Below are 23,994 nucleotides of genomic sequence, written 5' to 3'. Positions count from 1 at the left end.
GTGCAATTGGCTATGACGCTTTGCGCGGTCGCTTGGCCACCGGTTTCTTCGCCTTGGTCTTGCCGCCGAGGCTGCGCTTGAGCAGCTCGGTGAGGTCGATGATGTCCGCGCCCTTCTCGGCCGTCGTGCCCTCGCCTTTGTTCACGGTCGCGATCTTGCCCTTGCTGGCCTTCTCCTCCACCAGGTCGAGGATGGTCTGGCGAAACGCATCATGGTATTCGTCAGGCGTCCAGGCCCCGCTCATGTCTTCCACCAGGCGCCGGGCCATGTCCAGCTCACGCTTGTCGACCTTGCTTTGGGTCACGCTGTTGTCCAGCTCCAGCGTCTGGAGCCCCCGCACCTCCTCGGGCCAGCGCAGGGTGATCAACACCAGGGCATCCTCCAGCGGGCGCAGCAGTGCCAGGTGCTGGCGGGTGTGCAGCACCACGGTGGCCAGGGCCACCTTGCCGGTGCTGTGCAGGGTCTCGCGCAGCAAGGCATAGACCTTGCCGCCACGGCGGTCGGGGCTCAGGTAGTAAGGCGTGTCGAACTGCTGCAGCGGGATGTCGCTGGCGTCGACGAACGAAAAGATATCGATGGTTTGGGTCGCCTCGGGCCTGGCCTTGCGAATTTCCTCCTCGCTGATCACCACGTAACGACCCTTTTCGTACTCCACGCCCTTGACGATGTGTTCTTTGTCGATTTCCTTGCCGGTGACCTTGTTCACCCGCTTGTAGCCGACCGGCTCCATGCTGCGCTTGTCCAGCCAGTCGAAATCCACACGCTCGCTGCGCACTGCCGTGTTAAGCGAGACAGGGATGTGCACGAGGCCGAAGCTGATCGCGCCTTTCCAGATTGCCCGGGCCATGGTCGGCTCCTACGTATCGAAGGGTTGACCGGTCTGGCTGTAGCGCAACGCGCCACAGCGATCGCAACACTGGCAGTGAAGCCCGGCGAGTTCACACACCAGCAGGCTGCGCCACTGGCAGCCACGCAGCAGGCAGACAAGTTTCATCAGCCACCTCCCTGGCCCTGGGACGTCCAGGCCCTTATTGAAACTGACTGCACGGCGCCGCGAAGGTTTATCCGGATTACTCAGGGCAACGAGTTGCCACCGGTCACGCCGAACACTTCGCCGGTGATCTAACTCGACTCTTGGGTGACCAGCAGTTCCACCGGTAACCGGCAAGGCTTGACTCTACCGTTAGGGGCAGACTTTACCCTTGGCACTTCATTGTCTGGAGTTCGTCATGAAGAGCAAACGCATGCTCGTAATCCTCGGCCACCCTTCGAACGACAGCTTTTGCGGAGCGGTGACCGAACGTTATGTCGAGGCCGCCACGCAAGCAGGCCATGAGGTACGTCTGCTGCGCCTGGACACCCTGAAGTTCGATCCGGTCCTGCACGATGGCTATAACCAGATCCAGTTGCTTGAGCCCGATTTGATCGACGCACAAAACGACATTGCCTGGGCCGAACACCTGACATTGGTGTACCCGATCTGGTGGGGCGGCATTCCGGCGTTGCTCAAGGGGTTCTTCGACCGCGTGTTTCTGCCTGGTTTTGCCTTCAAGTACCGCAAGGGCTCACCCTTCCCGGACAAGCTGCTCAAGGGCCGCACGGCTCACCTTCTGGTGACCATGGACACGCCGCCGTGGTACTACCGCTGGGTGTATCGCATGCCGGGCCTGCACCAAATGCGCAAGACCACCCTGGAGTTCTGCGGCATAAAACCGCTGAAAACCTTGACCTTCGGTCCGGTACTGGGCTCCAAGCCGGAACAGCGTGAAGCCTGGCTCAAGCAAGTCCAGGCGGTCGCCAGCCGCTGATCGGCCCCGGTTGGGCCGTGCCCCTGCGCTGCCCAGCCAAGTCTCCCTCTTGTGACACCTTGTCCAACCACGCTTCCCGCCCCCTGACGCTTGTGCAAAGATGTCGCGCGCCTGCACGAGCGCGCGACATCTTTTCGCTTCTGATGCGTCAAAAAAGGGACTTTCATGTACATCGGCAAAGCCGCCCAGCTGTCGGGCACCACCGTCAAAAGCATTCGACACTACGAAGAAATCGGCCTGTTGCCGCCCCCGCAACGCGAAGGCAAATACCGCATCTACAGCCAGCAAAGCGTCGAGCTGCTGACCTTCATCAAATGCGCCCAGCAACTCGGTTTCAAACTCAAGGAAATGCAGGCCATTCTGCAGGACCATCGTGGCCAGGAGCTGCCCTGGGATCTGGCCATGCAGGCCATCGATAACAAAAAGCAGGAATTGATGGGGCAGATTCAGGCCTTGCAGCAAGTGCATGACGGCCTGGTCGAGTTTGAGCTGAGCCTCAAGGATGCTCAGATGCAATGTCAATTCGAGCACCTGGAAAAAGCCCGCTGAATCCGCACCGCCGCTCCTGAACGGCCATGGCGCCCCGTGCCCTTTGCAGCACGCAGGCGCCCCGGCGATTTAGCCTGGCACGCCCTCACCCCTCGGCTGCTCGCCCTCTTGCACCGCTGGCTGCGGCACAATCGAGGCAAAGAACCACGGCGAAATCAGCGTAACCAACAGAATGGTCATGAAGCCGCTGGATGACAGCGCCAGTATCACCAGTACGCCCAGGTCAATGACAGGTTTGTAGGCGGAGAACAGCAGCGCGACAAAACCCATCGAGAAGATCACGACGTTGACTACCGTCGAGCGCCCGACGCCCTGCATGGCCGTCAGGATGGCCTCGTCGATCTCGATACCCTTGTGCACCAGCATCTTGATCCGTGACAGCAGGTGAACGGCGTAATCCACCACGCCCACCACCAGGAACGTCACCAGTGTGGTACCGATGTTCAACTCGATGTCCAACAGGTACATGCAGCCGTACACCGTCACCGACGTGGTCAGCAACGTCAGCATGCCGAGGATGCCCAGGCGTACCGACTTGAGCCAGAACATCATCATCAAGGTCACCGCCAGCAACGCCAGCGAGAAGCTCAGCACCTGACCCTGAGTGATTTCCTGCAACACCCCGGTCCAGATGTACGGCGTGCCGGCATGGGTGACTTGCAGGTTGGCCGGTTTGTTGATGAGCAGCCAGGCGTCGAGTTTGTCGAGCATCGCCTGGTAATCGCCCGCCACGGAGGACGTCATGGTGAACAACGTCACCGCCTTCGAGTAATCGGCATTGAGCACGTTCTGCAAGTCGGTGCCGCCACCGTTCTCGAACATCATGATGTGTTGTTCGATGAGCGAATTGCCGTCGACATCGAAGGTCTCCGGTTTGCCGTCATCATCGACCACCGTCACCTGCTCCACCGCCTGCGGCACCCGCAGGAAAGCAGGGTTCATGTCGTTGAGCACGAGGTTCATGCGCTTGATGTAGGTCGCCACCGAATAGGTGTAACTCACGTTCGGCTGGGCCTTGATGAACTGGTCCAGACGATCGAGGAACTGCACGGTTTCAGTGGTCAGCGCGCCACGCGGCGTCTTGGTGTCGAAGGCGATCCAGCCCGGCGATGTACCCGCGACGCCGGCCCGGTTGATGAACTCGTCGGACATCCGCACCGGGCTGTCCTTCTTGAAGTAAGCAATGCCCGAGTCTTCGATATCCACCCTGAACGTGAACACCGTCATCATCGCCAACAGCGGCAGGGTTACCAGCAACACCGGCTTGCGCCAGCGAATCAGCCAGGCACAGAACACCACCAGATAGTGGGAGATCAGCGACTCTTTGCGTTGCACTTTGCGCGGGACGGCATCTTTGCCCCAGATCGAAATCCACGCCGGAATCAGCAGCAACGAAATGATCAGCGCCGCCGTCAGGCCGATGGACATGAACACGCCAAAGTTGCGGATGCTGACAATGTTGTTGGTGGTGGAAATCATGAACGTCGCGATAGTGGTGACCGTTGTCAGCACTACCGGCGTGACCATCAGGCGCTGGGTTTCACGGTTGGCTTCGCGGAAAGACTTACCCGAATTGAGCTGTTCGTAATACTCGGCCATGACGTGGATCGCGTCGGCACAACAGATGGTGAACAGGAACACTGGCAAGACGCTGGTGAGCAAGTCCATCGGCACACGCAAGAGCGCCATCAGGCCCAGGGTCCAGATGGTACAGAACAGAATGTTGAACAGCGGCAGCACCACGCCCAGTGGTTTGCGAAAGAAGAAAACCAGCAGGGAGGTCACCAACAGGAACACGATCGGGAACAGCATCGCCAGGTCGTGATCGATGATCTCCTGCTGGGCGGCAATAAAGATCGGCATGCCGGCGATGAACACCTCATCGGTGAACTCCGGGTGAGCGGCCTGGTACTTCGCGATGATCTCGCGGACCTGGTGATAGGCACGCAACTGAGCCTGAGCGTCGTCCTGTTTGGTTCCCAGTTCGGCGACGACCATGGCGACTTTCTTGTCCGCCGAGACGACGCCACCGACCATCTGCTCGTTGCCCATGATCTGCGCTTCGACCTTGGCCGGGTCCATGTCCAGGGCGTGCAGGGTCTTGTGGATCCACAACTCGCCATCGGCACTCAGGCTGATGTTCTCCAGGTCAGCCATCGAGGCCATTTCCTGGATCGGGTTGAGCCGTTCGGCAAGAAAGCTCAGGAACTGCAGGTCATGGCTGTCCCAGTGCCGAGCAATGCCATGGTCGCGCAGCGCTTTGGCGGCAGCGTAATCGTTCTGCGAAAAACCGTCGGCGAGGATCTGCTCCAGCAAGCCCTGGGCATCATGGTCGCCACTGTGCAGGCCGACGATGCGCTGCAGTTCGACACGGTCCTCATCGTTGGCCAGCATCAACCGGCGAATGGCCTGGGACAGCTCGAACTGGGCGTTCAGCGACGTGGTGTTGAAGACACTCTCGGGGTTGTTCAGCGCCACCATGACCGAGTCATAGGTGCCGGTGAACTCGCGCTGCAAGTCAATGATGGTCTTGCGCGCCGGGTGAGTGTCCTTGAGCAGATACGGATTGGTGTCCGACATCAGCGCGCCGAGGGTGTAGGTGAAGTAGGCAGTGATCGCCACCAGCACGAACACAATCGTCCGCGCATAGCGCTCGACGAAGTTCAGGTATCTTTCCATGAATGAAGGTTCCAGATGGATCGAGGGCGGCGCTTAGCGGGCAGACACGGCGTATTCCGGCAAGTCGCCGGCTTTCAGCCCGCGCTTGATCGCGGTCTGGGTGAACAGGCGGTCGTCCAGCGCGACGTTGTACTGCAACTGGTTGAAGCGCAGTTGAGAGCGCGTACCGGCGATGAAATCCTCGGTTTCGCTGAAGGTAATGCTGTCGATCTGGTCAATGGTTTCAGTCTTCAGGGTGCGCATCTGCTTGAACATCACACCTTTTACATCGAAGAAGTCCTGGCGCAGCACCAGTGAGTTTTTCTTGTCGATCCAGACCTTGAGCTTGTTGTAGCCGGTCTTGGCCAGCACGGCAGGCGTGGCCGGCTCACGCTCGATCACGTAGCAATCGCGGCCCTGCAACTGCTCTTCGCCGACCAGCGTCTGGCGATAGTCTTCGGCGCGAATCTTGTCGAGGTCGGCATAGGAATAGTCGCTGCCCATGAACGCCCCGCGTTTGTCGGTGGTGGAAATTCTTCGGGTCTGTCGGCTGACCGGCAAATACATCCATTGGCTGTCTTCCAGGCCCAGGGCTTCGCGCGGGTTTTCGATGTGGAAGGCGACGTCACGCACATCGCTCGGCGCCGAGAAGTACATGGTGAATTTGTCGCTGTCCGGGTAATCCTTTTGCAGGTAGCTGAACTCGCGGACGCGGCTATTACCTTGCTTGTCGATCAGGATCAGGGACACCTGGGACATGAAGCTCTTGCCGTCATCGCGGTCCCGGGCCTGGCGAATGATGTCGTCGGCCGTGGGGGTTTGCGCGGCCACGGCGGCAGCGGCGCTCAGCAGCAATGCGCTGACAGTCAGGGTCTTGAAGATGGGCAACATGGCGATTTCCTTTTCATTGTTTGAGTGATTCGCACACCGGTACCGGTGTGGTCAGAACAGATAGCCGGCGGACAAGCGCACCTGGTCGCGGTTGTCGTACTCACCGAACTGGCGGTCGGGCTTGCCGAAGAACACATCGACCTCCAGCCCCAACTTGAGCCAGTCCACCGGTTTGTAGGTGAAGATCCCCTGAACGAAACTGTCGTCCTGCGCTGGCGGCGACATGCCGAAAACCAGGCGGGTCTTGAGGCGATCCTGGAACTGCGAGCCTTCGGCAGACAGGGTGAACAGGTCGTCGCGTTTGCCCTGGACCATGCCGGGCTGCCAGTCGAGCAGCCGCTGGTGTTGCCACTGCGTAGAGATCAGCCAGTCCCGCAGCAGGTAATCGACGCCCAGCAGCGACTTGGTCATCGCCGTCCGGTCGCTGCCGTAAGCGCGGTAAGGGTTGGTGACGCGCCAATTGTCGAAGTAGGCGAATTCACTGCGTACCACGATGCTGTGGCCGGCATCGATGGCCACACCGGCGCCGCCCATGGAGTAGCGCGGGAATTGCCGTTCGAGGCGAATCAGGCCCTCTTCGGTCTGGCCTTCGACGGCGTAGACTGGGTCCTGTTGGCGGGCGTTGAGGGCAACGAAGCTGACATCCACCGTGCCGATCCGGCCGTTGGCACTGGCGCCGTAACCAAAGCCACTGTGACCGTCATAACCGGGCCGCGAATCGACCACGAACATCTGTGGATCGGGTGTGGCAAAGATCGGTGCATCGAACTCGCTGCCGACGGCCGGCGCCTGGTTTTTCACAAAATCAGTGATCACCAGCGCTTCCAGCTCCCACTCGGCGACCGGCTGCACCAGGCGAATCATCGGCACGGCGATGCGGCTGTCTTCCAACAGGCCGATCACACCCTCGCGATAATCCAAGGGGTTGATCTGATCGAGCACCCGTAATTCATCTGCACGCCCCCACACCACCTGCTGCCAGCCCACCGTCAGCTCGCCGTCACCGACGTAATGCCCCCAGTAAAGGTGCCGCCAATCGGCGGTCATCCGGTAATCGTCGCGGGCTTGGGCGCTGTAGGGGTTGTTGCCGTCATAACGGAAGTCGTAACGGGCTCGGCCCTTGGCTTTGTAGTAGCCGCTGTCCCAGGCATCCTCCAGGCTGAACTTGAGGTACACGGCCTTTTGCGTGATCGGGTCGTCACCGTGCAGACGCACGGCCGTGGCAACGCCGATCTCCGCTTCATGATGCTCCGGCAACCACCCGGCGATCGCCACTGGCGAGCCTAGGCTGACCAGCGCGGCCAACAGGCCGCGATTGAGTCCCTGTCGAGCCATGGCTACATTCCCAACCCGGCACCGCCGTCGATCATCAGGCTTTGCGCCGTGACGCCACCCGCCTGCGGGCTCGCCAGATAACGGACCATGGCCGCCACTTCGTCACCCTGAATGAAGCGCCGCAGGGGCAACTTCTTCTTGGCATTGCGCAGGATCTGCTCGTGGGTGATCCCGGCGATGCGCGCTTGAGCCGCCAGTTCGCCCTGCAGCATCGGCGTGTCGATCCAGGCGGGCAGGATGGCATTGACCGTGATTCGCCGTGGCGCCAGGTCCAGCGCCAAGGCTTTGGTCATGCCGATGATGCCGTGCTTGGAGGCGCAGTAAGCGGTGTTGCGGACCTTGCCCGCTCGGCCGAGGATCGACGACATGTTGACGATCCGCCCACCCTCCGCCATCAATGGCAGGCACAACGAGGTGACGTAAAAGGTGCCGTTGAGGTTGACCGAAATCACCTTGTGCCAGTTGTCGAGGTCTTCGGGCTCGTTCTCGTCGCAGACCCCGGCACTGTTGACCAGCACATCGATAAAGCCGACCCGGTTGGCCAGCTCCTTGAACAGCAGTTGCAGGCCGGCCAGATCGGCGATGTTCGCTTGATGGGTTTCGATACGAGCAGCAAATTCACCCTCGGCGACCCACTCCTGCAAGGTTGCCAGGTCCAGATCCAGCAAGATCAAAAGGTGCTCGGCCTGGGCTGCAAAATTTTCCGCGACGGCGCGGCCAATACCCTTGGCCGCGCCGGTGATCACAATCGTGCGTGCCTGGCTCATAGCATTTTCAACCCGCCGTTGACGGACAGGACTTCGCCCGTGACGTACAGGCCGCGCTCGGCCAGATACAGCACCGCGTCGGCAATTTCTTCAGGCCGGGCGAAGCGTTTGATCAACAGCCGCGACTGGATTTCCTGCTCATGAGCGCCGACCAGGGCTTCACTCATGTCGGTGCTGACGATGCCGGGCGCTACCGCATTGACCCGGATGTTGCGCGGCGCCAATTCCACCGCCAGTGCCCGCGTCAGTGCTTCTACACCGCCTTTGGCCGCGGCGTAGTTGCTCTGGCCCTTGCCGGGCTTTTGCGCGGCCACCGAACTTAGGTTGACGATGCACCCGCTACGCTGGCGCATCATGCAGGGCAGCACCTGCTGACAGCACAACAACGTGCCGATCAGGTTGGTCTGGATGACCTCGGTGATGTCGCTCAACGATTGCGTGGCGAGCAAACCGTCACGGGTAATACCGGCGTTGTTGACCAACAGGTCGATACGAGCAAAACGCTGCTCGACCCGTTCGAAGAACGCCTGAATGCTCTGCGCATCCTTGACATCACACTGCACGGCCAGGCACTCCCGGCCGAGCCCTTCGACCTGCGCCTGCAAGGCAGCGGCAGCCGCCTCGTCACGGACATAACTGAAGGCAACCTGATAACCCGCGCCGGCCAGGGCCAGCACGATGGACTTGCCAATGCCGCGACTGCCGCCGGTCACGACCGCTATTTTCTGAGTCATGACCGCTCCTTACAGTGAGTTCTGAGTTTTGAATTGCGCGAGGGTGAAGCCGTGGGTCGCGGCCAGTGCGCGGACCTGCTGAACCTGCTCGCGGCTGATATCGCCGTAGGAACCGTGCTGGCGCATGCCGGACAAGCCCATCAACACCGACTCGGCCATGCACGCATACAGCTGACCTTTTTTCAGGTAGGCCCGCACGTTGGGCGCCAGGCCGTCGTCGAACGGCGTCTGGACGATGCCGCCGTGCATGTAGAGCACGTCTTCGCGTTGGCTCGGCAGGTCTTGATGGACGTTCAGCGGCACGGCGATATCGCAGATCACGCTGCGCTCGGCGAAATGTTCGGCGCCGAGGAATGGCTGAGGCGCATTGGCCGCGCACAGGACAACCCGTGCGCCCTTGAGGGCTTCGAGATCGTTGGTGACAGTGATGAAGGCGTTCGCGCCAAGGCGCTCATCCACCAGACGGGCGATGTACAAACCGAGGTCGGCTTTTTGTCCATGTGAGTGCAACAAGCCATGAAAACCATCAAGGGCCAGCAGTCGCTGCGCCAAGCGGTCGTGTTCGGCCGTGCCCTTGAGGATCGAACGGGCCGCGTCGGCGTAAATCAGTTGGGCGGTTTTCTCCAGGCGCCGAACCGAGCCGTCACGACCGCTGCCAATCAGGATCAGGTGATCGACGGTGGCGGACAGCACCGAGGCATAGGTCGAGGCAACGTTACCGGCGGCACCGACAACGGCAGCGGTTTGCTCGCGCAGTGCCAGGCCTTGCTGTACACAGCCTTGCTCGATGGCTTCGAGCCCCATGCCGATGGTCAGGGCATTGCCGGACGTCAGCGCCATGTCGGCAATCTTCAGCGCCTGACAATTGTTGGTGACGATCGAGGTGTACATCCCGAGGCCGGCGATAGTGCAGCCGTCGGCGCGGGCATCGGTGACACGTCTGCCGACTTCGTCGCGAATGGTGTCCAGGTCACCGCTCTGGATGTACTCGGCCATGGCATCCGAATCCATGCACAGCGGATACAGCGTGAACTCCACCGCCATGCCGAGGCGCGACCGAATGATCACCGGGCCAACTGGCGCAGCGCGGCGTTCGGGCTTGGTGCGGTTGATGAACGTGCGTTTTTGTTCCGGGCTCAGGGCCGCCAGCGAGGGATCGACGTCACCGAGGATATCGGCATCGATCAGGTGATTGATGAACGCTACCCGAGCGACGACTTCGACCTTGGCAGCGACTTTTTCAACGGGCTCGGCCACCCGAAAGTCGTCCTGACGGGCTGGCACGGCGGCAATCGAGTCCGCGCAGATACCCGCCGCCAACGGCAACGCATCGCCACGGCGCAGCATGTCGCAGACCCGTTGCAGGGCACCGATCAGGCCGTCGATTTCGGTCAGGGTGATACAGGCTGGCGGCTCCAGACGAATCACGTTGGAGTTGCTGCCCGACGGTGCTACCCGCATCGCTTCGAACTGCAACAGGTAACCGGCGATCAAGTAACCCAAGGCATCGTTGTACTGGGCCGACGCCTGAACCAGCGAGCTGCTGACACTCAAGTCGTGCAATTCGAGACCCACCAGCAAGCCACGCCCACGCACATCGGCGATCACATCCGGATAGGCCGCCTTCAGTTCATTGAGCGAGGCTTTGAGGTAGGCGCCCTTTCTGCGTATGTCCTTGAGTATCGCGTCATCATTGGCGAACAACCGGCGCAATGCCGACAGCGCGATATGGCAGGACGCATCGTCCTCGGCGAAGGTCGAGCTATGGATGTAGCTGAACTCGCCTTCGTAGTGGCTGCTGCGGATCACCGTCGCGGCGATTTTCATCAAGCCGCCGCCGAGGGCCTTGGACAGGCAGTAATAGTCGCCTTGCAGGTTGAACTGACTGCTCGCAAGAAAGGTCCCGGCGCGACCAAAACCCGACTGCACTTCATCGACGACCAGCGGGCATTGTTGCTCGTTGCACAGCTTGCGCAGCCCCAGGTAGAACTCGGCCGCGAACTCGTTGATACCGCCCTCGCCCTGAATCGGCTCCAGCAACACGGCGGTAATCGCACTGAACGGCAGTTGCAGCACGTTCAGGTGCTCGCCGTCCCATTGCAGGCTCAACCAATGGTGCGTGTGCCGGGCAGGCAATTCCTGCAACTGATGGGGCTGCTGTGGGTCGATGAACTCGACGTTCAGACCAAAACGGGCAAACGGCGCCCGGTACTGACGGCCATAGGTCAGTTGCACGGTATTGACCAATTTGCCGTGGAAGCTGCCGCGCAGGGCGACAAACACAGGTTCAATGTGCAGCTGCGCCAAGTTGTGTTGGCGAACGGCTTCAACCACCTGACGCAAGGTCACGCTGTTCAGGGTGGCCGGCAGGACACCCGCAGGCAGGTCGAGGTCGGCCACATCCAGCTCGTGATAAGCGCGTTCGCTGGCAGTCAGGCTGGCCAGGGTGAAATCGATGTCGTCGAACTGCTTCTGCAGGCGCTTCTGGCGACTGAACTCCGCGTGCTTGACGGCAATTTCCACCGCCTCCGCGCCGCTGTTGGAGAAGGTCGAGATATAACGTTCGCTGTTCTTCAGTTCGCGATTGAAAGCGTCGCTGAGCGCTCGCCCCAACTGCCCGGCCGCACCGCGGATCGACATTTGTGCGTTGAACGGCACGTCGTTGCGCAGCAGCGTACAGAGCTGATCGACAAACTCCGGGTCGTTATGGCCAAACATTGCCGCACCGTAACCGCCGAGAAAGTCGGTGACCGTGACCATGTCGCCCTTGGGGTTGCGGTAGAACAACTGGCTACCGAGGGCGCGCTGAAACTCACATTCCAGGCCCAGTGCCTGGAGCAGGCCGACGAATTTTGGCCGAACGAAATCGCGATAATCCATGACAGTCATATCCCTTGAAAATGAAAAACAGGTGGTCGTCAGCGTCAGTCTTGAGTGACCTTTGCGCTGTAGAGCACTTGATAGGCGGCGCTGAATCCGTTGTCGTCGCGGTTCAGCACCAGGCAATGAGCAAGGCTCGCGGGGTGGGGCGCGCCCTGAATAAACGGCAGGTTCGCTACTGGCTGCTGCAAACCGGCAATCGGCGGTACGCTTTGGGCCTGCAATGCGCAGCGCGCAAGAATCAGATCCACCAGGCTCGGCGCCGCGCTGAGAATGCCGTTGATCGCCAACCCACTGGTGATGTACGAGGCGCGCGCAAGGGCCAGCGTCTGGCATAACACGCGGTCTTTGTGCGCATCGCCGGTGCCGCTGCACAGCAACACATCGGTTGGCCTGTCGGGCAGGCTCAAGCGACCGAGGGTGGCATGGGCCGTCATGTCGGCGAGGCACGCCTGAGGACCGGCCGGCAGGTCTTCACGCCGACGCAGCACCAATGCTGCCGCGCCTTCCCCAGCTATGCCGCCGGTGCCCCGAAGGTCAAACGGCAGCAGCGTGTTCGAGCCGTTGGCGCTGATGACACCCGCCTGGACCAGCCCGGACAGCGCCAGAGCATCCAGCTCGCTGCCCGCGCCGACAATGATTGCCGCGTCGATTCGGCCGTCCTGCAAAGCGGCCGTAGCCTCACGCAAGGCTGCCAGGTTGCCGGCGACACCTTGCATATAGGCGTTGCACTCCCCCACCAGTTTCAGCGCCAGACTGGTGACACCCAGCAAGCAGTTGCTCAAGCCTTTGAGCACCAGAAAAGGGTCCTGGGCACGGTCTTGCAGGATCCGTTTGGCGAACGCCGCCATGTCGGCTACACCGTCCTGCCGACAGCCGTGCAACAACTCGGCATAGGATTCCAGAGACGGATGGGTGTAGCCGCCCTGACAGCAATACAAACCGAATCGGACATCCGGCTGCTCACCGGCCAGGCCTGCTTCTTCCAGCGCCTGACGTACCGCGCTGACACCCCAGATCACTGCCGGCGTGCAGTAGCGCTGAAGGTTCTGCGCAAGGTCTTGTCGGCTGCGTTGGTGGTCCTGATCCTGGATTTGCCCGAACGCCACCACGCGTTCGCTGCGAAACCGTCGGGCGTTCAGCGCCGTAATCGCACTGCGCCCTTCGTTCGCGGCCGCCCAAAAAGACTCTACGCCCCAGCCACTGGGCAACACGCAACCCGCACCAGCAATCGCGACCGCCTGTTTCATCGCGGCGCCTCCCGGTACTTGCCCAGCGCAAGCGAAGTATTGAGACCGCCGAAACCGAAGGAGTTGCTCAGGGCAACGTCGACCTTGCGCTTGACCGCTTGATGGGCGCAGTAGTCGAGGTCGCATTGTTCGTCGGCATCATGCAGGTTCAGGGTCGGCGTGACCCGATCATCCCGGCAGGCCAGGGCCGTGAGCATGAACTCCGGGGCCCCGGCGGCCGCAATCAGGTGGCCGAACTGGGATTTGTTGGCCGTCACCAGCAAGCGCCGATAATGTTCGCGCTCGGCAAACAGGGTCTTGATCGCCAGGGTTTCGGCAGCATCGTTGAGGGGTGTCGAGGTACCGTGGGCATTGATCAGATCGACCTGTTGCGGCACAAGCCCGGCATCCTTCAGGGCCGCCTGCATCGCCAGCACCGCTCCCCTGCCCTGCGGGTCGGGTGCGGTAATTTTGTAGGCATCCAGGCTGCTGCCGTAACCCAGTACTTCGGCGTACGGCGTGGCCCCTCGGGCGAGCGCCCGCTCGAGGGTTTCGAGCACGACAAAACCACCGCCTTCACCCGCGATCAAGCCACTGCGATGGCGGTCGAACGGCCGACACAGTTCGGTGCCCCAACGCTGTTCGCTGCTGGCGGCGCCGAGCAGATACAGCGCGGTCATGGTGTCCAGGCTCAGCACCGAGTCGGCGCCCCCGGCAATGGCCAGCTCGACCTCGCCGCGGCGGATCATCTGGAATGCATTGCCGATGGCCTGGGACGCTCCCGCGCAGGCGCTGCTGATATTGATCACCGGGCCTTCACTGCCGATGCCATCGGCAATCACCCGCGCAAGGCGGTCGTTGCTCTGACACAGCGAACTGTCAGGATCGACCTGCGCTTGTCGCGCCATCAATTGCGCCCAGGACGGCGCCTGCGCCGGGTTGTCCGCCAGGCTGAGCAGCATGTCCTGCAAACGATGAGCGGGGGCGCCGGACGCTGACAATACCGCCGCGCCACGCAACTGTTCGGCGCTCAAGCCGCTGTCGGCAATGGCTTGGGTGGCCGCAACCCAACCAAAGCGGGTGCGTTTTTCCAGCGCCAAACCCCAGGCCGGATGGTCTTTCAAGTGTGCGGGCATCAAGCCCATATCCACGGGCGCCGCGTAACGCACGGGGAACGCACCCGCCTCGACGCCTTCCGGTTGCCATGGCCGAATGCAATGCTCGCCGGCCAACATCTTTTGCCACATGGACTGCCACTCGAAACCGAAGCCGGTGACGGCGCCCATGCCCGTGATCACGATCCGTGTGGGGCTCATGAGTAACTCTCCATGGTTTCTCTGTCCGACGACGCTCTGCCCAGCAGCACCGCGCCCCAATGCCCGCCTCGGCTATGTTCGAGCAACAGCGTGTAACGGCTGCAATCCAGTGCCCAGGTCACAGCGATTTCGGTAAGCAAGGCGCTGGCGCCCAAGTCACCTACCAACGCCTTTGAGTGTTCGAGGGTGTGCCCCGATAGGCTGAACAACGCGGCAATCTGCGGATCCTGCGCATCGGCGACGACTTGCCCGACATCGCTCAAGCACAGTTTTTCGTTGCTCAAAGCACGCGCAATGACGTCGCGACCAACCGCCAGTCCACGCTCGGGTTGCGCGCTGTAACCACGGGCAAACCCGACAATGCGCAGCACAGATTGAGCACCGCTGCCTGGGTTGGTAGTCAGCAACAGCGCCGCAGCACCTTCGCCGAAAACCCACGGGCCGGGGTTCACAGGTGGGTGAGTAGCGTCACGCAGGTACAACGCCGGGGTGATGTTCGGGCTGCTACTGACGACGACGGCAGCATCGGCACGGCCTTCGCTCAGATGGGCGGCGGCCTCCATCAAAGCATCCAGCCCCGCATTGCCCTGGGAGCAAAAACCACCCATGGGCCCCTTGCAACGCAAGGCCTCGGCCGCGTGGGCCATGACGCTGCTGTTGAGCATCATCAGCGCATGCAGCGGCGGCGTGTGGGCAAAGAATTGCGCCAACAGATCCGCCGGTTGTTCGCCAATGGCCTGCACAGCTTCCCAGCACGAGCTGGGGCCATCCACTTCCGGAATGGCAGCGGTCAATGCGATCCGCTCATCGGGCAGTTCCAGCCCACGCAAGGTCTCGGCAAGACGGCCGACGCAATACAGCAGGCGCGCGCCCTGAGGCTCCAGGCCGCGAGACAACTTGCGATCGTACACACCGGCCGGCAAGGCGGGCGCTGCGACGCAATGGGCCAGGCGTGTGGGGTCGAAATCCAGCGCTTGCGCGGCCTGAGGTTGACTGTCACGAGACGCACATTCAGTACCGGCGGCGTTGAGTACCGACGCAGCGGTGATGTAAACGGCAATTGAATTGGATCTGGTCATTTCATGCCCTGCCCAGCACCAACGAACTGTTCACGCCACCAAACCCGAAGGAGTTGGAGAGCACGACGTTGATCGGTTGCTGCAACGGTTCGCAAAGGAATTTCAACTGCACAAATTCGGATTTTTCCGGCTGAAAGTTGAGGGTCGGCAAGGCCACGCCCAACTGGATGCTCATCAACGACAGCACTGCCTCAATGGCACCACTGCCGGCCAACGAATGCCCAACGGCAGATTTGTTGGCGGTAAATGTCATGTTCTCCAGGGTTTCGCCGAAGACCTGCGCCAAGCCCAGGGCCTCGCAACGGTCATTGGCCTGGGTCGACGTACCGTGAACATTCACATGGTCCACAGCCGCACTGGTCAGTTCGGCATCGGCCAGGGCCGCCGTCATGCAGGCGGCGTACTTGCTGCCGTCGCGACTGCTGGAGGTGATTTTTTCTGCCTCGCACAGGTTTGCGTAACCCAGCACCCGGCCCAACGCACAGGCCTGGCGACGCTCGGCATGCTCGCGGGATTCCAGCACCAGCAGCGCCGCCCCTTCACTCAGCACAAAACCGCAGCGGTCCGGCATGAACGGCCGGCTCTGTTGCTGTGGGGAAAAGTCCACTCGCTGGCAGAGTGCGCCCAGCCCATCAAAGCTGTAGTAGGACAATTCATGGGCCATCAACTCCACCGCGCCACACAACGCCAGGTCGATCTCGCCACGGGCGATCGCTCGATAGGCGCTGCCGATGGCCATGGTGCCGGCGGCACAGGCATCGGAATGTGTGGAGATATGGTCACGTACACCCAACCATTCGGCGAGATGGCGGGTTTGCTGATCGACCCGCCGGGCAAACGCCCCACCGCTGAGGGTGTGGTTATCCAGGTAGTGGTCGAGATCGACCCTCCCCTGATCGTCCATGTAACGGCTGGCGTCCCGCAGATCACCGCTCACGCAATGTTTGTTGGCCCCGACAAAAATGCCGCTGGCGACCCGGGCAAATGCGCTGTCGGCCAACCCGGCATGGGCCAGCGCCTGACGGGCCACGTAATGCGCCAGCCATTCCTGGCGGGAGCTGGTCCGCAGATCGCCCGGGAAGGCTGCCGCGATGACCTGCCATTGTTGCTCATCGATAAATCCGGCCGCCGGGTTCGCAAACCCCAGTTCGACAAACGCCGGGTGCTGGCGAATGCAGGAACGCTTTTGGCTGATCGTCGTGAACAGCGAGGCCGCATCCAGTGCCATGGGCGCCACCAGACCGTAGCCTGTGACCAGAACCTCTCGGGCCTGCATCAAGGCAACCCCTACGCCGACGCTTGCAACTGGGTGGCCGCGTACCGCTCAACCAACAGACGCGAGATCGAGTCACCGTCCAGAGGGGTCAGGCGAGCACTGCAACCGCCACATACCACTTGTTTGCGTTCATTGAGTTGGGCGTGAACCGCGCCACACTCAGGGCAGGCCTCGGGGAGGTAGTTGAAAACGTTATGGCATTGCTGCGCCCAGTTACGCACGGTGGTGGCCGAAAAGACATCGCCCGGCTGCATACCCGCGCGCAACTGGCCCGGCGCGTAAGCGCTGAGGCTCTGCTCCAGCAAAGCCACGCCGTCCTGCGTGATACGGCCCTTTTCGACAAACCGGGTGGCGTCGCCGAACACCGCTACTGCGTGATCCAGCACGCTGGTTTTCGGCAAGGTGCAACCGTACTGCCGGCCCAGCTGGAAGCTCAGGTCGACGATGTCCAGCGAGTCGGCGCTGAGGTCGTCAACGATACTGCTGTGCTCTGCCACGTCGCCCATTTCCATCACCAACAACTGCGCAAGGATCTCCCGTGTACTGTTGATAACGCTGTCCAATTCCAATGGATTGTTCATTGACTGTTTCCCTACAAAAGCCGCATTGAATGAATGAAGTCATCGGGCCAAAAACGCTGTTTTCAGGCCAAATCGATCGAGGACCGGGAGTCTAAAGTCTCCCCTTAAGGGGAGAGTCAACTTGCCATCATTGCTTTTAAGAGAAATCCCGACGAGCCCTTAAACCCTTGGTTTAAGCACTTCAATGGTGTTTGCACAGGAAGTGTAAATTGACAAAATCAATGGCTTGAAACAGCACGGTAGTTCCAGATTGGGCGCCCGAAAAAAGTGCACATCGAGAGCGCTAACACTTTCTTGGCGTGAGAAGAGATCCAGCACTACCACTGGGCAACGCCATATGCTGACCCGTGCCGATTCGCCGATCGCCTGATCGTCCGCAATGCAACTCATTGCTCAAGCGGGCAGCACAACACCGCGCGCTTCGAAATATCGGTTCAATGTGGACGCATCCGCCTCAGGATCAGCCAGCGCGACATAGGTGTCAGGCCGCAACAGATAAGCAGCATTTCTGGCAACGCCGGCTTTCTCGTACGCCGGCCCCCAAGGGAAAACATGCAATGCAATGCCGTGCTGCGCGCACCATTGGGCCAAGTTTGCCTTGGCCTCACCGTAAACATGCACTTGCCACTCGATGGCTGCCAACGAATCGTAGTTGTCCGCCGTGCCCCCAGGCAGCCAAGGCAGGCGATCACCACCCTGAACCTCACCTGCCTTGCCTTGGCTCAGCGGGCTGTCGCGGTAATCAAGGGTGGTTTGCGAAACCACGCGGAACAGGTACTCACGCACGCTCGCACGCTTGTACGCAACGCTGGCGAAGATCGGTGCGATGCGCGTGCGCACAAAGTCAGCCAACCGGCCCTGGGCGGTAACAAAGCTGAACAGCCTGTCAGTGGTCTCTACCAGCGTGCGGGCAAATGCCTGGCGTTCGATCTGGTAGCTGTCGAGCAAGGTCTCGGGCGCCTTGCCTTTGACCACCGCTGCCAGCTTCCACGCCAGGTTGATCGCATCCAGAATGCCGGTGTTCATGCCCTGCCCGCCTGCCGGGCTGTGGACATGCGCGGCATCGCCGAGCAGAAACGCTCTGCCCCGGCGGAAATGGTCCGTGACACGATGATGAACGCGGTAGCTGGAAAACCAGTTCACTTCGCTGATCTTGAGGTTCAAGCCGTTGATGGCATCGTGGCCAACGTCCGCGAACGTCAGTTGCTCGGGATGCTCGGCACGCTCGTCTCGCACGGTGCCAATCAGGCGGTATTGGTCCTTTTCGCCATAGCACAGGAGCAGCACAAAGTCGGACTGGTCAAAAGCGATGTGCGCCTCACCCGCAGGCTCGATGCCCGTTACCCTGACATCCGCGACATAGAAAAGCTGCTTATAAGTGCCGCCCTCGAAAGCGCTGCCGATCTGATGTCGAACGAGCGACCGAGCGCCGTCGCAGCCCGCCAGGTAAGCCGCGGTCAGGGCCACTTCCTGCCCATCGGCCTGTTTCAGCATGGCCGTGACGTGGCTTTCACCCTCTTCGAAGCGCAGCAGTTCGGTCTGCCAGTGCACGTCCACGCCGAGGGCATGGAGTTGCTGCACCAGCAGGCGCTCATGGCGATCCTGGGGATAGATCAACACGAACGGGTATGCAGAAACCGCTCTGCCGGCATCGACCAAGGGGATGCGCGCTCTGTGGCTGCCTCGGGCCCACATGTTCATGGCAGGTGTTTTATAGCCGGCATCTATCACTGCATCGGCTATATCGAGCTGGCGATAAAGCTCTAGCGTGCGGGCTTGAACAGCCATGGCACGAGAAGCTTCGCCGGGCCCACTGTTCTTGTCGACGATCGTTACGCCGACGCCTTGCCTGGTGAGCCAAAGAGCAAGCACCAGCCCGGTCGGGCCGGCCCCAACAATAAGAACGTCGGTTTGCGCCGCCATGATCTCACCTCGAAAATAAATGGCCACTGCGTCATGAATGTTCCCGAGCGCAGCCAAAGTCCATCCGCAATTTTCTATTGATACTCCGAATACCTCTCGGTAGAGTCCTTCCTCCCTCCTTTGCGGCTACCTCTGCCGTGCACCGCCCAGGCGTTGACTCGCGAAGCGGTCATACAGGTTGCCGACACTTATACGGGCGCTGTCGACGAGCGCGCCTCATTTCCGCTATCAAGTGTTAAGGCTGATTCCATGATCATTCGTCAGGCTACCCATGCCGACCATCCACAACTGCTCAACCTCTGGCTACGCTCTGTCCGCGCCACTCATCACTTCCTGCAAGCGTCCGATATCGAGGCATTGCTACCTCAGCTTCGGGATGTCTACCTGCCCGCTGTTGAATTATGGGTCGCTGTAAATGCCGAGGACTATCCGCTGGGCTTTATCGGGCTCAATGAAAACCACGTAGAGATGCTCTTCATCGAACCCGATCTGCGCGGGACAGGTATTGGCCGCGCGCTGCTGGATCATGCCCGCAGTTCGCGCAATCAGCTGAGTGTTGACGTGAACGAGCAGAACCCCGAAGCGGTAGGGTTCTATTTGCATTACGGGTTTGCGCAAACAGGTCGTTCGCCGCTGGATGGCGAGGGGCGCCCCTTCCCTTTGCTGCACATGAGCCTGCATCACTAGCCCAATAATCCCATCGACCCCAAATGCCTGTTGACTAAACACAGTCGCCTTGCGCACTATCCCGATGCACCTCTTGGCAACGGATCAACCATGATTCCCAACACTGACCACATGCTGACTGCCATGGGCCTCTACGCCCAGGCATGCGCATGCGTGTCCGTTGCCAAGAAATCCAAGAAACAGTCGCTCATTTGACCGGGGCGCTGTCCCGTCAGATGAGCTGACAGGACAGATAGCGCCAGGTCTCCCCCGCTTGATTCCCATCCCCTCCTCTGACGTCGACTAATCGGTCTGCCTGAGGAGTAATGCATGTCTAATTTGCGCGGTATCTGGGTTGCACTGGTCACACCTTTCCGTTCGGGGCAGGTCGATTTCGACGCCCTTCAAGGCTTGGCCAAGAAGCTCCTCAATGAAGGTGTGAGAGGCCTGGTGGTATGCGGTACCACGGGTGAAGCTGCGGCGATGAGCAAGGATGAACAGCTCGAGACGCTGGATGCCGTGCTTGAAGTCGCCCAGCCAGGCCAAGTGATCATGGGCCTCTCGGGCAACAACCTGCAGGAAGTCCTGGCGTTCCAGCAGAAAATCCAGCGCCGCGACATCGCTGGCGTGCTTGTCCCAGCGCCCTACTACATCCGCCCTTCACAGCATGGCATCGAATCCTTCTTCCAGACCGTGGCTGACGCATCGTCAGTGCCCGTTGTGGTCTACGACATTCCGTATCGGACAGGTGTGAGGATCGAGCGCGAGACACTCCGACGGATCGTGCGTCACTCGAACATTGCCGCGGTGAAAGACTGCGGTGGCGATATCGAAACAACGATGGCACTGATCAACGACGGCCATGCTCAGGTGCTAACCGGAGAGGATATCCAGATATTCACCAATCTCGCCCTGGGAGGTGCCGGCGCCATCTCGGCATCAGCTCACATCCATGCTGAACTCTACGTTCAACTGGTGCGCCACATGGACGAAGGCGACGTTGGTGCAGCTCGCTCGGTCTTCTATCGGCTTCTGCCCTGGATTCAGTCGGCATTTGCGGAGCCGAACCCCGCCATGGTGAAGGCAGCGCTCTCTGTTCAAGGGCTCATCGCCAATGAACTTCGTGAGCCCATGCAACCCTGCAGCGCACTGGCCATGGAACGGCTCAGGTCAGTCCTGCCGTCGATAACGCTATGACCGAACTCGGACGGTGGCTTTCGCCGAGCCACCTCCAGGTACCCGCATTACCATGAGCGATGGGAACCGTCGCAACTGGTCGCGTAAACCGAGCATTCGCAACGCGTATGCGGCTGCTCGGTTGCAATGCCAACACAGGCCAGGTCGTGCCGCGCTACACCGGTAACTCAGTCGTCAACTTGACCTTCTCCATGGGCACCTCGGTCTTGACGTTCTGCACCACATCCAGGCTGGTCAGATGGGCCACCTGGAACCGCCGGTAGGCTTCCAGATCCGCCGCCACCACCCGTAGCAACAGGTCACAGTCGCCCGCCATCACATGGCACTCCACCACCTCGGGCAGCTGGCGCACCGCGTTGATGAAGACGTCGGTGGTTTCCTGGTCCTGGCGCTTGAGCCACACCCGCACGAACAGGGTCAGCCCCAATGCCACCTTGGCCGGGTCCACCAGCGCCACGTAGCGCTCGATGACCCCCGCGTCCTCCAGCAGCCGTACCCGCCGCAGGCACGGCGACGGGGACAACCCCACTTGCTTGGCCAGTTCCTGATTCTGCAGGCGCCCGTCCCGCTGCAGGGCACGCAGGATGCGGCGGTCGATGGCATCAAGCTTGATTGGCATTGAAAACCTCAAATCGAGTGTTATTGGTAGCAGATGCCAAATCTTCGGTGAGACTTTGCAATTACGCAAGCCTATTTCAACAGTAGATTGGAATAATTCTCCTCCACTGGAGGTGACCATGAATACTCTTGAACCCACCCTGAACGATCCCACCGCCCCCAACAGCGAACTGCGGCGCGGCGCCATGGCCGCCCTGCCGATGCTGCTGGGCTTCATCCCGTTCGCCCTGGTACTCGGCGCACAGGCGTCGCATCACCAGCTCAATGCTGCTGAGGTTGCGTTGATGACCGGCCTGAACTTCGGTGGCGGTTCGGAGTTCGCCGCCATCGAACTGTGGACCTCGCCACCAGCGATACTGGTGATCGTCGCCATGACCCTGCTGGTCAACAGCCGCCACCTGCTGATGGGCGCTACCCTGGCGCCCTACCTGCGCCACCTGCCCCTGAAGCAAGCACTTGGCGCCGTGTTTTTCATGTGTGACGAGAGCTGGGCCATGGGCTTGGCCGATGCCCGTCGGCGCAATGGCTTCAGCCTGCGCTACCACATGGGCGTGTCGCTGTGCCTGTGGGCCACCTGGGTAACCTTCACTACCCTGGGGGCGCTGGTCGGGCCGCTGCTGGGCGACCTGCGCAGCTATGGCTTCGACATGGCCTTCGCCGCCGTTTTCCTGGTACTGCTCAAGGGCATGTGGAAAGGCGTGCACGCCGCCCTGCCCTGGCTGTTCAGCCTGGTAACCGCCGCGCTGTTCCACCTGTTGATCCCCGGCGGCTGGTACGTGCTCGCGGGCACCGTGGCAGGCCTGGTCAGCGCCTACCTGTGGGCCAAGCCATGATCGACATCACTACCCTGGCCACGATCCTCGGCATGGCCCTGGTCACTTACCTGACACGCGCACTGGGCTTTTTGCTGTTGCGCAATCGCGTCATGGGGCCGCAACTCACCCAAGTGCTCAGCGCCGCACCGGGCTGTGTGCTGATCGCGGTGATCGCGCCCAAATTCGTCAGCGGCGACCCCGCCGACTCGATCGCACTGGCCCTGACCCTGTTTGCCGCCACGCGTTACTCGATCCTGCCGGTGGTGCTGTTCGCCATCGTCGTCACCGGTGCGTTGCGTGCGGTGCTGCATTGATGCCGGCAGCGGTAAGAGCGTGGTGGCCTGGCGCACTCGCAGTACCCTGTTGACGCTGGGGGATGGGATGGGGGTGTTGTGGGCGCTGAAATATTGGGGGATGTGACAGGAGTTGGGCCGTGATGCCCTAGGATCAGAGGGCGCTCCCGAAAGCCGATGAATACAGCCTCAAACAATCATTAACTACAGAGTGTTTATGCCCGCCAGGGGCGTGTAGCCGTTTTTCCACACCCGAACAGGAATGCTCCTTCCTGCGCGCGAGACACCTTCCGACTTCTTCCTGAATACCGCCTCGGTATGGTTTCCCTCCTGCATTTTCAGGTCGCCCGACCGAGGCCATTGCACTGCACCGCCCACCTTGTGGGAGCGGGCTTGCCCCGCGATGCGTAGCCACCAGGCGACCTCCTTTCCAGCAAGGAGCGCCAAACCAAATGGCAACCACCCCCGGCAAGGCCAGCCCTTCAGGCAAGGGCATTTTACAAGTAGCGATCACACCACTCGCCGAAATCCAGGCCCAGGACGTCGGCCGTGGCGCCGCAGTGTTCGACGCCTGGCTACGGGAAGTGAGTGCCGGCCATGCCACCCTCGAGCGCCTCAAAGCCGTCGCCGGCAATGTGCCGGTGGCGGGCAACAGCATCGCCCTGATCGACGCACTGGGCGCTATCGCTACCCTGGCCCGCAGCAAGGTGCCCGACCCGCTCGACTGCGCCACCTTTGCCCTCAACCTGATTGGCCTGGTCACCTCGCCCGCCGGTGAGGCACCAGCGCGCATGAGCTTGCGGCCGATGCTGTTGTTCGTGCGCCAGGAGGGCAAGCAGGTGCTCGGCGATGCGGCGGTCGAACTGCTGGCCGGCCACCTCAACGCCGATATCGTCGGCAGCCTTGATAATTTCGTCAGCCAGGCCGCCGGCAAACTCAAGGGCATCCTGGCCGAGGCCGCCACGCTCGGCGAGCAGATCATCCTCGACATTGCCAGTGGCCTGGCCACCCTGGCCGAAGGCGCCGGCCCAAGAAACGCCCGTCCGGCATCCGCCACGAACAGCGCGCTGATGCACAACCCGCTGGCCACGCTCGACAACTACCTGGCCGGCGCCTTCAGCGCCTACAAGCACGCTGGCAAGGGCATGACCAGCGCCAACGTCAGCCCCACCCTCAGCCCTACGACCAAGGCCGAACTGCTAGCCCACAGCGCGCACCTGCGCACCTTGGCCCCACTGATACGCGGCATGATCCTCAAGCTGGGTGACGCCGGCAGCCCCGGCTCCATCGAGGCCCTGAGTCAGATCCTGGCCAGCAGCGTCAAGCAGTGGCGCCAACGCAACCCCCAGGTGGTGGCAGCCAACATCAAGCCCGGCGGC

21 protein-coding genes and 1 pseudogene are annotated in these 23,994 nt (G+C 61.2%); 7 read left to right on the top strand and 15 right to left on the bottom strand.

The annotated features are described in order from the left end of the window. Nucleotides 1-10: 10 nt before the first annotated feature. Complete coding sequence (locus ABE459_RS20180) at nucleotides 11-847, bottom strand: Ku protein (RefSeq protein WP_323833684.1); 837 nt, start codon at nucleotides 845-847, stop codon at nucleotides 11-13. Between the two features lie 9 nt (nucleotides 848-856). After that, the gene (locus ABE459_RS20175) at nucleotides 857-994 is read right to left on the bottom strand and encodes a PSPA7_2676 family Cys-rich small protein (protein WP_189654474.1); all 138 of its coding nucleotides are present in this window, start codon (nucleotides 992-994) and stop codon (nucleotides 857-859) included. Between the two features lie 235 nt (nucleotides 995-1,229). On the opposite strand from ABE459_RS20175, the gene ABE459_RS20170 reads away from it, so the two are divergent. Continuing rightward, the gene (locus tag ABE459_RS20170; protein ID WP_323833682.1) at nucleotides 1,230-1,808 is read left to right on the top strand and encodes an NAD(P)H-dependent oxidoreductase; all 579 of its coding nucleotides are present in this window, start codon (nucleotides 1,230-1,232) and stop codon (nucleotides 1,806-1,808) included. 165 nt (nucleotides 1,809-1,973) lie between these two features. Next, a complete protein-coding gene (locus ABE459_RS20165; protein WP_003253954.1) occupies nucleotides 1,974-2,357 on the top strand; it encodes a MerR family transcriptional regulator in 384 nt (127 codons plus the stop codon). Between the two features lie 69 nt (nucleotides 2,358-2,426). On the opposite strand, the gene ABE459_RS20160 is transcribed toward ABE459_RS20165, so the two are convergent. The 12 genes from ABE459_RS20160 to ABE459_RS20105 all read right to left on the bottom strand — a co-directional run bounded on the left by ABE459_RS20160 (nucleotide 2,427) and on the right by ABE459_RS20105 (nucleotide 19,026). Continuing rightward, the gene (locus ABE459_RS20160) at nucleotides 2,427-5,036 is read right to left on the bottom strand and encodes an MMPL family transporter (protein WP_323833670.1); all 2,610 of its coding nucleotides are present in this window, start codon (nucleotides 5,034-5,036) and stop codon (nucleotides 2,427-2,429) included. A gap of 33 nt (nucleotides 5,037-5,069) precedes the next feature. After that, nucleotides 5,070-5,906 carry an outer membrane lipoprotein-sorting protein gene (locus tag ABE459_RS20155; protein ID WP_323833668.1) on the bottom strand — a complete coding sequence of 279 codons (837 nt, stop codon included), beginning with the start codon at nucleotides 5,904-5,906 and terminating at the stop codon, nucleotides 5,070-5,072. Between the two features lie 51 nt (nucleotides 5,907-5,957). Continuing rightward, the gene (locus ABE459_RS20150) at nucleotides 5,958-7,241 is read right to left on the bottom strand and encodes a hypothetical protein (RefSeq protein ID WP_323833666.1); all 1,284 of its coding nucleotides are present in this window, start codon (nucleotides 7,239-7,241) and stop codon (nucleotides 5,958-5,960) included. Nucleotides 7,242-7,243: 2 nt separating this feature from the next. Beyond that, complete coding sequence (locus ABE459_RS20145; protein ID WP_323833664.1) at nucleotides 7,244-8,008, bottom strand: SDR family NAD(P)-dependent oxidoreductase; 765 nt, start codon at nucleotides 8,006-8,008, stop codon at nucleotides 7,244-7,246. Further along, nucleotides 8,005-8,742, bottom strand: coding sequence for a 3-oxoacyl-ACP reductase family protein (locus ABE459_RS20140; RefSeq protein WP_323833662.1), 738 nt, complete (start codon nucleotides 8,740-8,742; stop codon nucleotides 8,005-8,007). Before ABE459_RS20140 ends, ABE459_RS20145 begins: the two co-directional genes overlap by 4 nt. A 9-nt stretch (nucleotides 8,743-8,751) precedes the next feature. Continuing rightward, entirely contained in the window at nucleotides 8,752-11,622 is a 2,871-nt protein-coding gene (locus ABE459_RS20135; protein ID WP_323833660.1) for an aminotransferase class III-fold pyridoxal phosphate-dependent enzyme, read from the bottom strand. A 44-nt stretch (nucleotides 11,623-11,666) separates the two neighbouring features. Then, nucleotides 11,667-12,872 carry a beta-ketoacyl synthase N-terminal-like domain-containing protein gene (locus tag ABE459_RS20130; RefSeq protein ID WP_323833658.1) on the bottom strand — a complete coding sequence of 402 codons (1,206 nt, stop codon included), beginning with the start codon at nucleotides 12,870-12,872 and terminating at the stop codon, nucleotides 11,667-11,669. Continuing rightward, the gene (locus ABE459_RS20125; protein WP_323833656.1) at nucleotides 12,869-14,167 is read right to left on the bottom strand and encodes a beta-ketoacyl-[acyl-carrier-protein] synthase family protein; all 1,299 of its coding nucleotides are present in this window, start codon (nucleotides 14,165-14,167) and stop codon (nucleotides 12,869-12,871) included. The genes ABE459_RS20130 and ABE459_RS20125 overlap by 4 nt, the downstream gene beginning before the upstream one ends. Continuing rightward, the gene (locus tag ABE459_RS20120) at nucleotides 14,164-15,078 is read right to left on the bottom strand and encodes a beta-ketoacyl synthase (protein ID WP_323833698.1); all 915 of its coding nucleotides are present in this window, start codon (nucleotides 15,076-15,078) and stop codon (nucleotides 14,164-14,166) included. The genes ABE459_RS20125 and ABE459_RS20120 overlap by 4 nt, the downstream gene beginning before the upstream one ends. 169 nt (nucleotides 15,079-15,247) lie before the next feature. Next, nucleotides 15,248-16,522, bottom strand: a complete 1,275-nt coding sequence (locus ABE459_RS20115; protein ID WP_323833654.1) for a beta-ketoacyl-[acyl-carrier-protein] synthase family protein — start codon at nucleotides 16,520-16,522, stop codon at nucleotides 15,248-15,250. 11 nt (nucleotides 16,523-16,533) lie between these two features. Further along, nucleotides 16,534-17,103, bottom strand: a complete 570-nt coding sequence (locus ABE459_RS20110) for an acyl carrier protein (protein ID WP_323833652.1) — start codon at nucleotides 17,101-17,103, stop codon at nucleotides 16,534-16,536. Between the two features lie 393 nt (nucleotides 17,104-17,496). Further along, nucleotides 17,497-19,026 carry an FAD-dependent oxidoreductase gene (locus tag ABE459_RS20105; protein ID WP_323833650.1) on the bottom strand — a complete coding sequence of 510 codons (1,530 nt, stop codon included), beginning with the start codon at nucleotides 19,024-19,026 and terminating at the stop codon, nucleotides 17,497-17,499. A 249-nt stretch (nucleotides 19,027-19,275) separates the two neighbouring features. Here ABE459_RS20105 and ABE459_RS20100 point away from each other — a divergent pair, with 249 nt between their 5' ends. Then, nucleotides 19,276-19,713: an acetyltransferase gene (locus ABE459_RS20100; RefSeq protein ID WP_125464328.1), complete on the top strand. Its 438-nt coding sequence runs from the start codon at nucleotides 19,276-19,278 to the stop codon at nucleotides 19,711-19,713. 309 nt (nucleotides 19,714-20,022) lie between these two features. Then, nucleotides 20,023-20,889, top strand: a complete 867-nt coding sequence (dapA, locus tag ABE459_RS20095; protein ID WP_323833648.1) for a 4-hydroxy-tetrahydrodipicolinate synthase — start codon at nucleotides 20,023-20,025, stop codon at nucleotides 20,887-20,889. A gap of 154 nt (nucleotides 20,890-21,043) precedes the next feature. Here the strand turns inward: dapA and ABE459_RS20090 are convergent, their stop codons facing one another. Next, nucleotides 21,044-21,508, bottom strand: a complete 465-nt coding sequence (locus tag ABE459_RS20090; protein ID WP_125464330.1) for an Lrp/AsnC family transcriptional regulator — start codon at nucleotides 21,506-21,508, stop codon at nucleotides 21,044-21,046. A gap of 118 nt (nucleotides 21,509-21,626) precedes the next feature. Here ABE459_RS20090 and ABE459_RS20085 point away from each other — a divergent pair, with 118 nt between their 5' ends. The 3 genes and pseudogenes from ABE459_RS20085 to ABE459_RS20075 form a co-directional block, all read left to right on the top strand. Further along, nucleotides 21,627-22,340: an AzlC family ABC transporter permease gene (locus tag ABE459_RS20085; RefSeq protein WP_323833646.1), complete on the top strand. Its 714-nt coding sequence runs from the start codon at nucleotides 21,627-21,629 to the stop codon at nucleotides 22,338-22,340. After that, entirely contained in the window at nucleotides 22,337-22,636 is a 300-nt protein-coding gene (locus ABE459_RS20080) for an AzlD family protein (RefSeq protein ID WP_323833644.1), read from the top strand. Before ABE459_RS20085 ends, ABE459_RS20080 begins: the two co-directional genes overlap by 4 nt. Nucleotides 22,637-23,067: 431 nt before the next feature. Beyond that, a pseudogene (locus tag ABE459_RS20075) lies at nucleotides 23,068-23,994 on the top strand (RHS repeat protein); the annotation flags it as partial.

The sequence above is a fragment of the Pseudomonas sp. TWI923 genome (genome assembly GCF_039673365.1).
Lineage (GTDB): Bacteria > Pseudomonadota > Gammaproteobacteria > Pseudomonadales > Pseudomonadaceae > Aquipseudomonas > Aquipseudomonas sichuanensis.
Note: the sequence above shows the minus strand (reverse complement) of the source record. Positions and strands in the feature narration are given on the sequence as shown.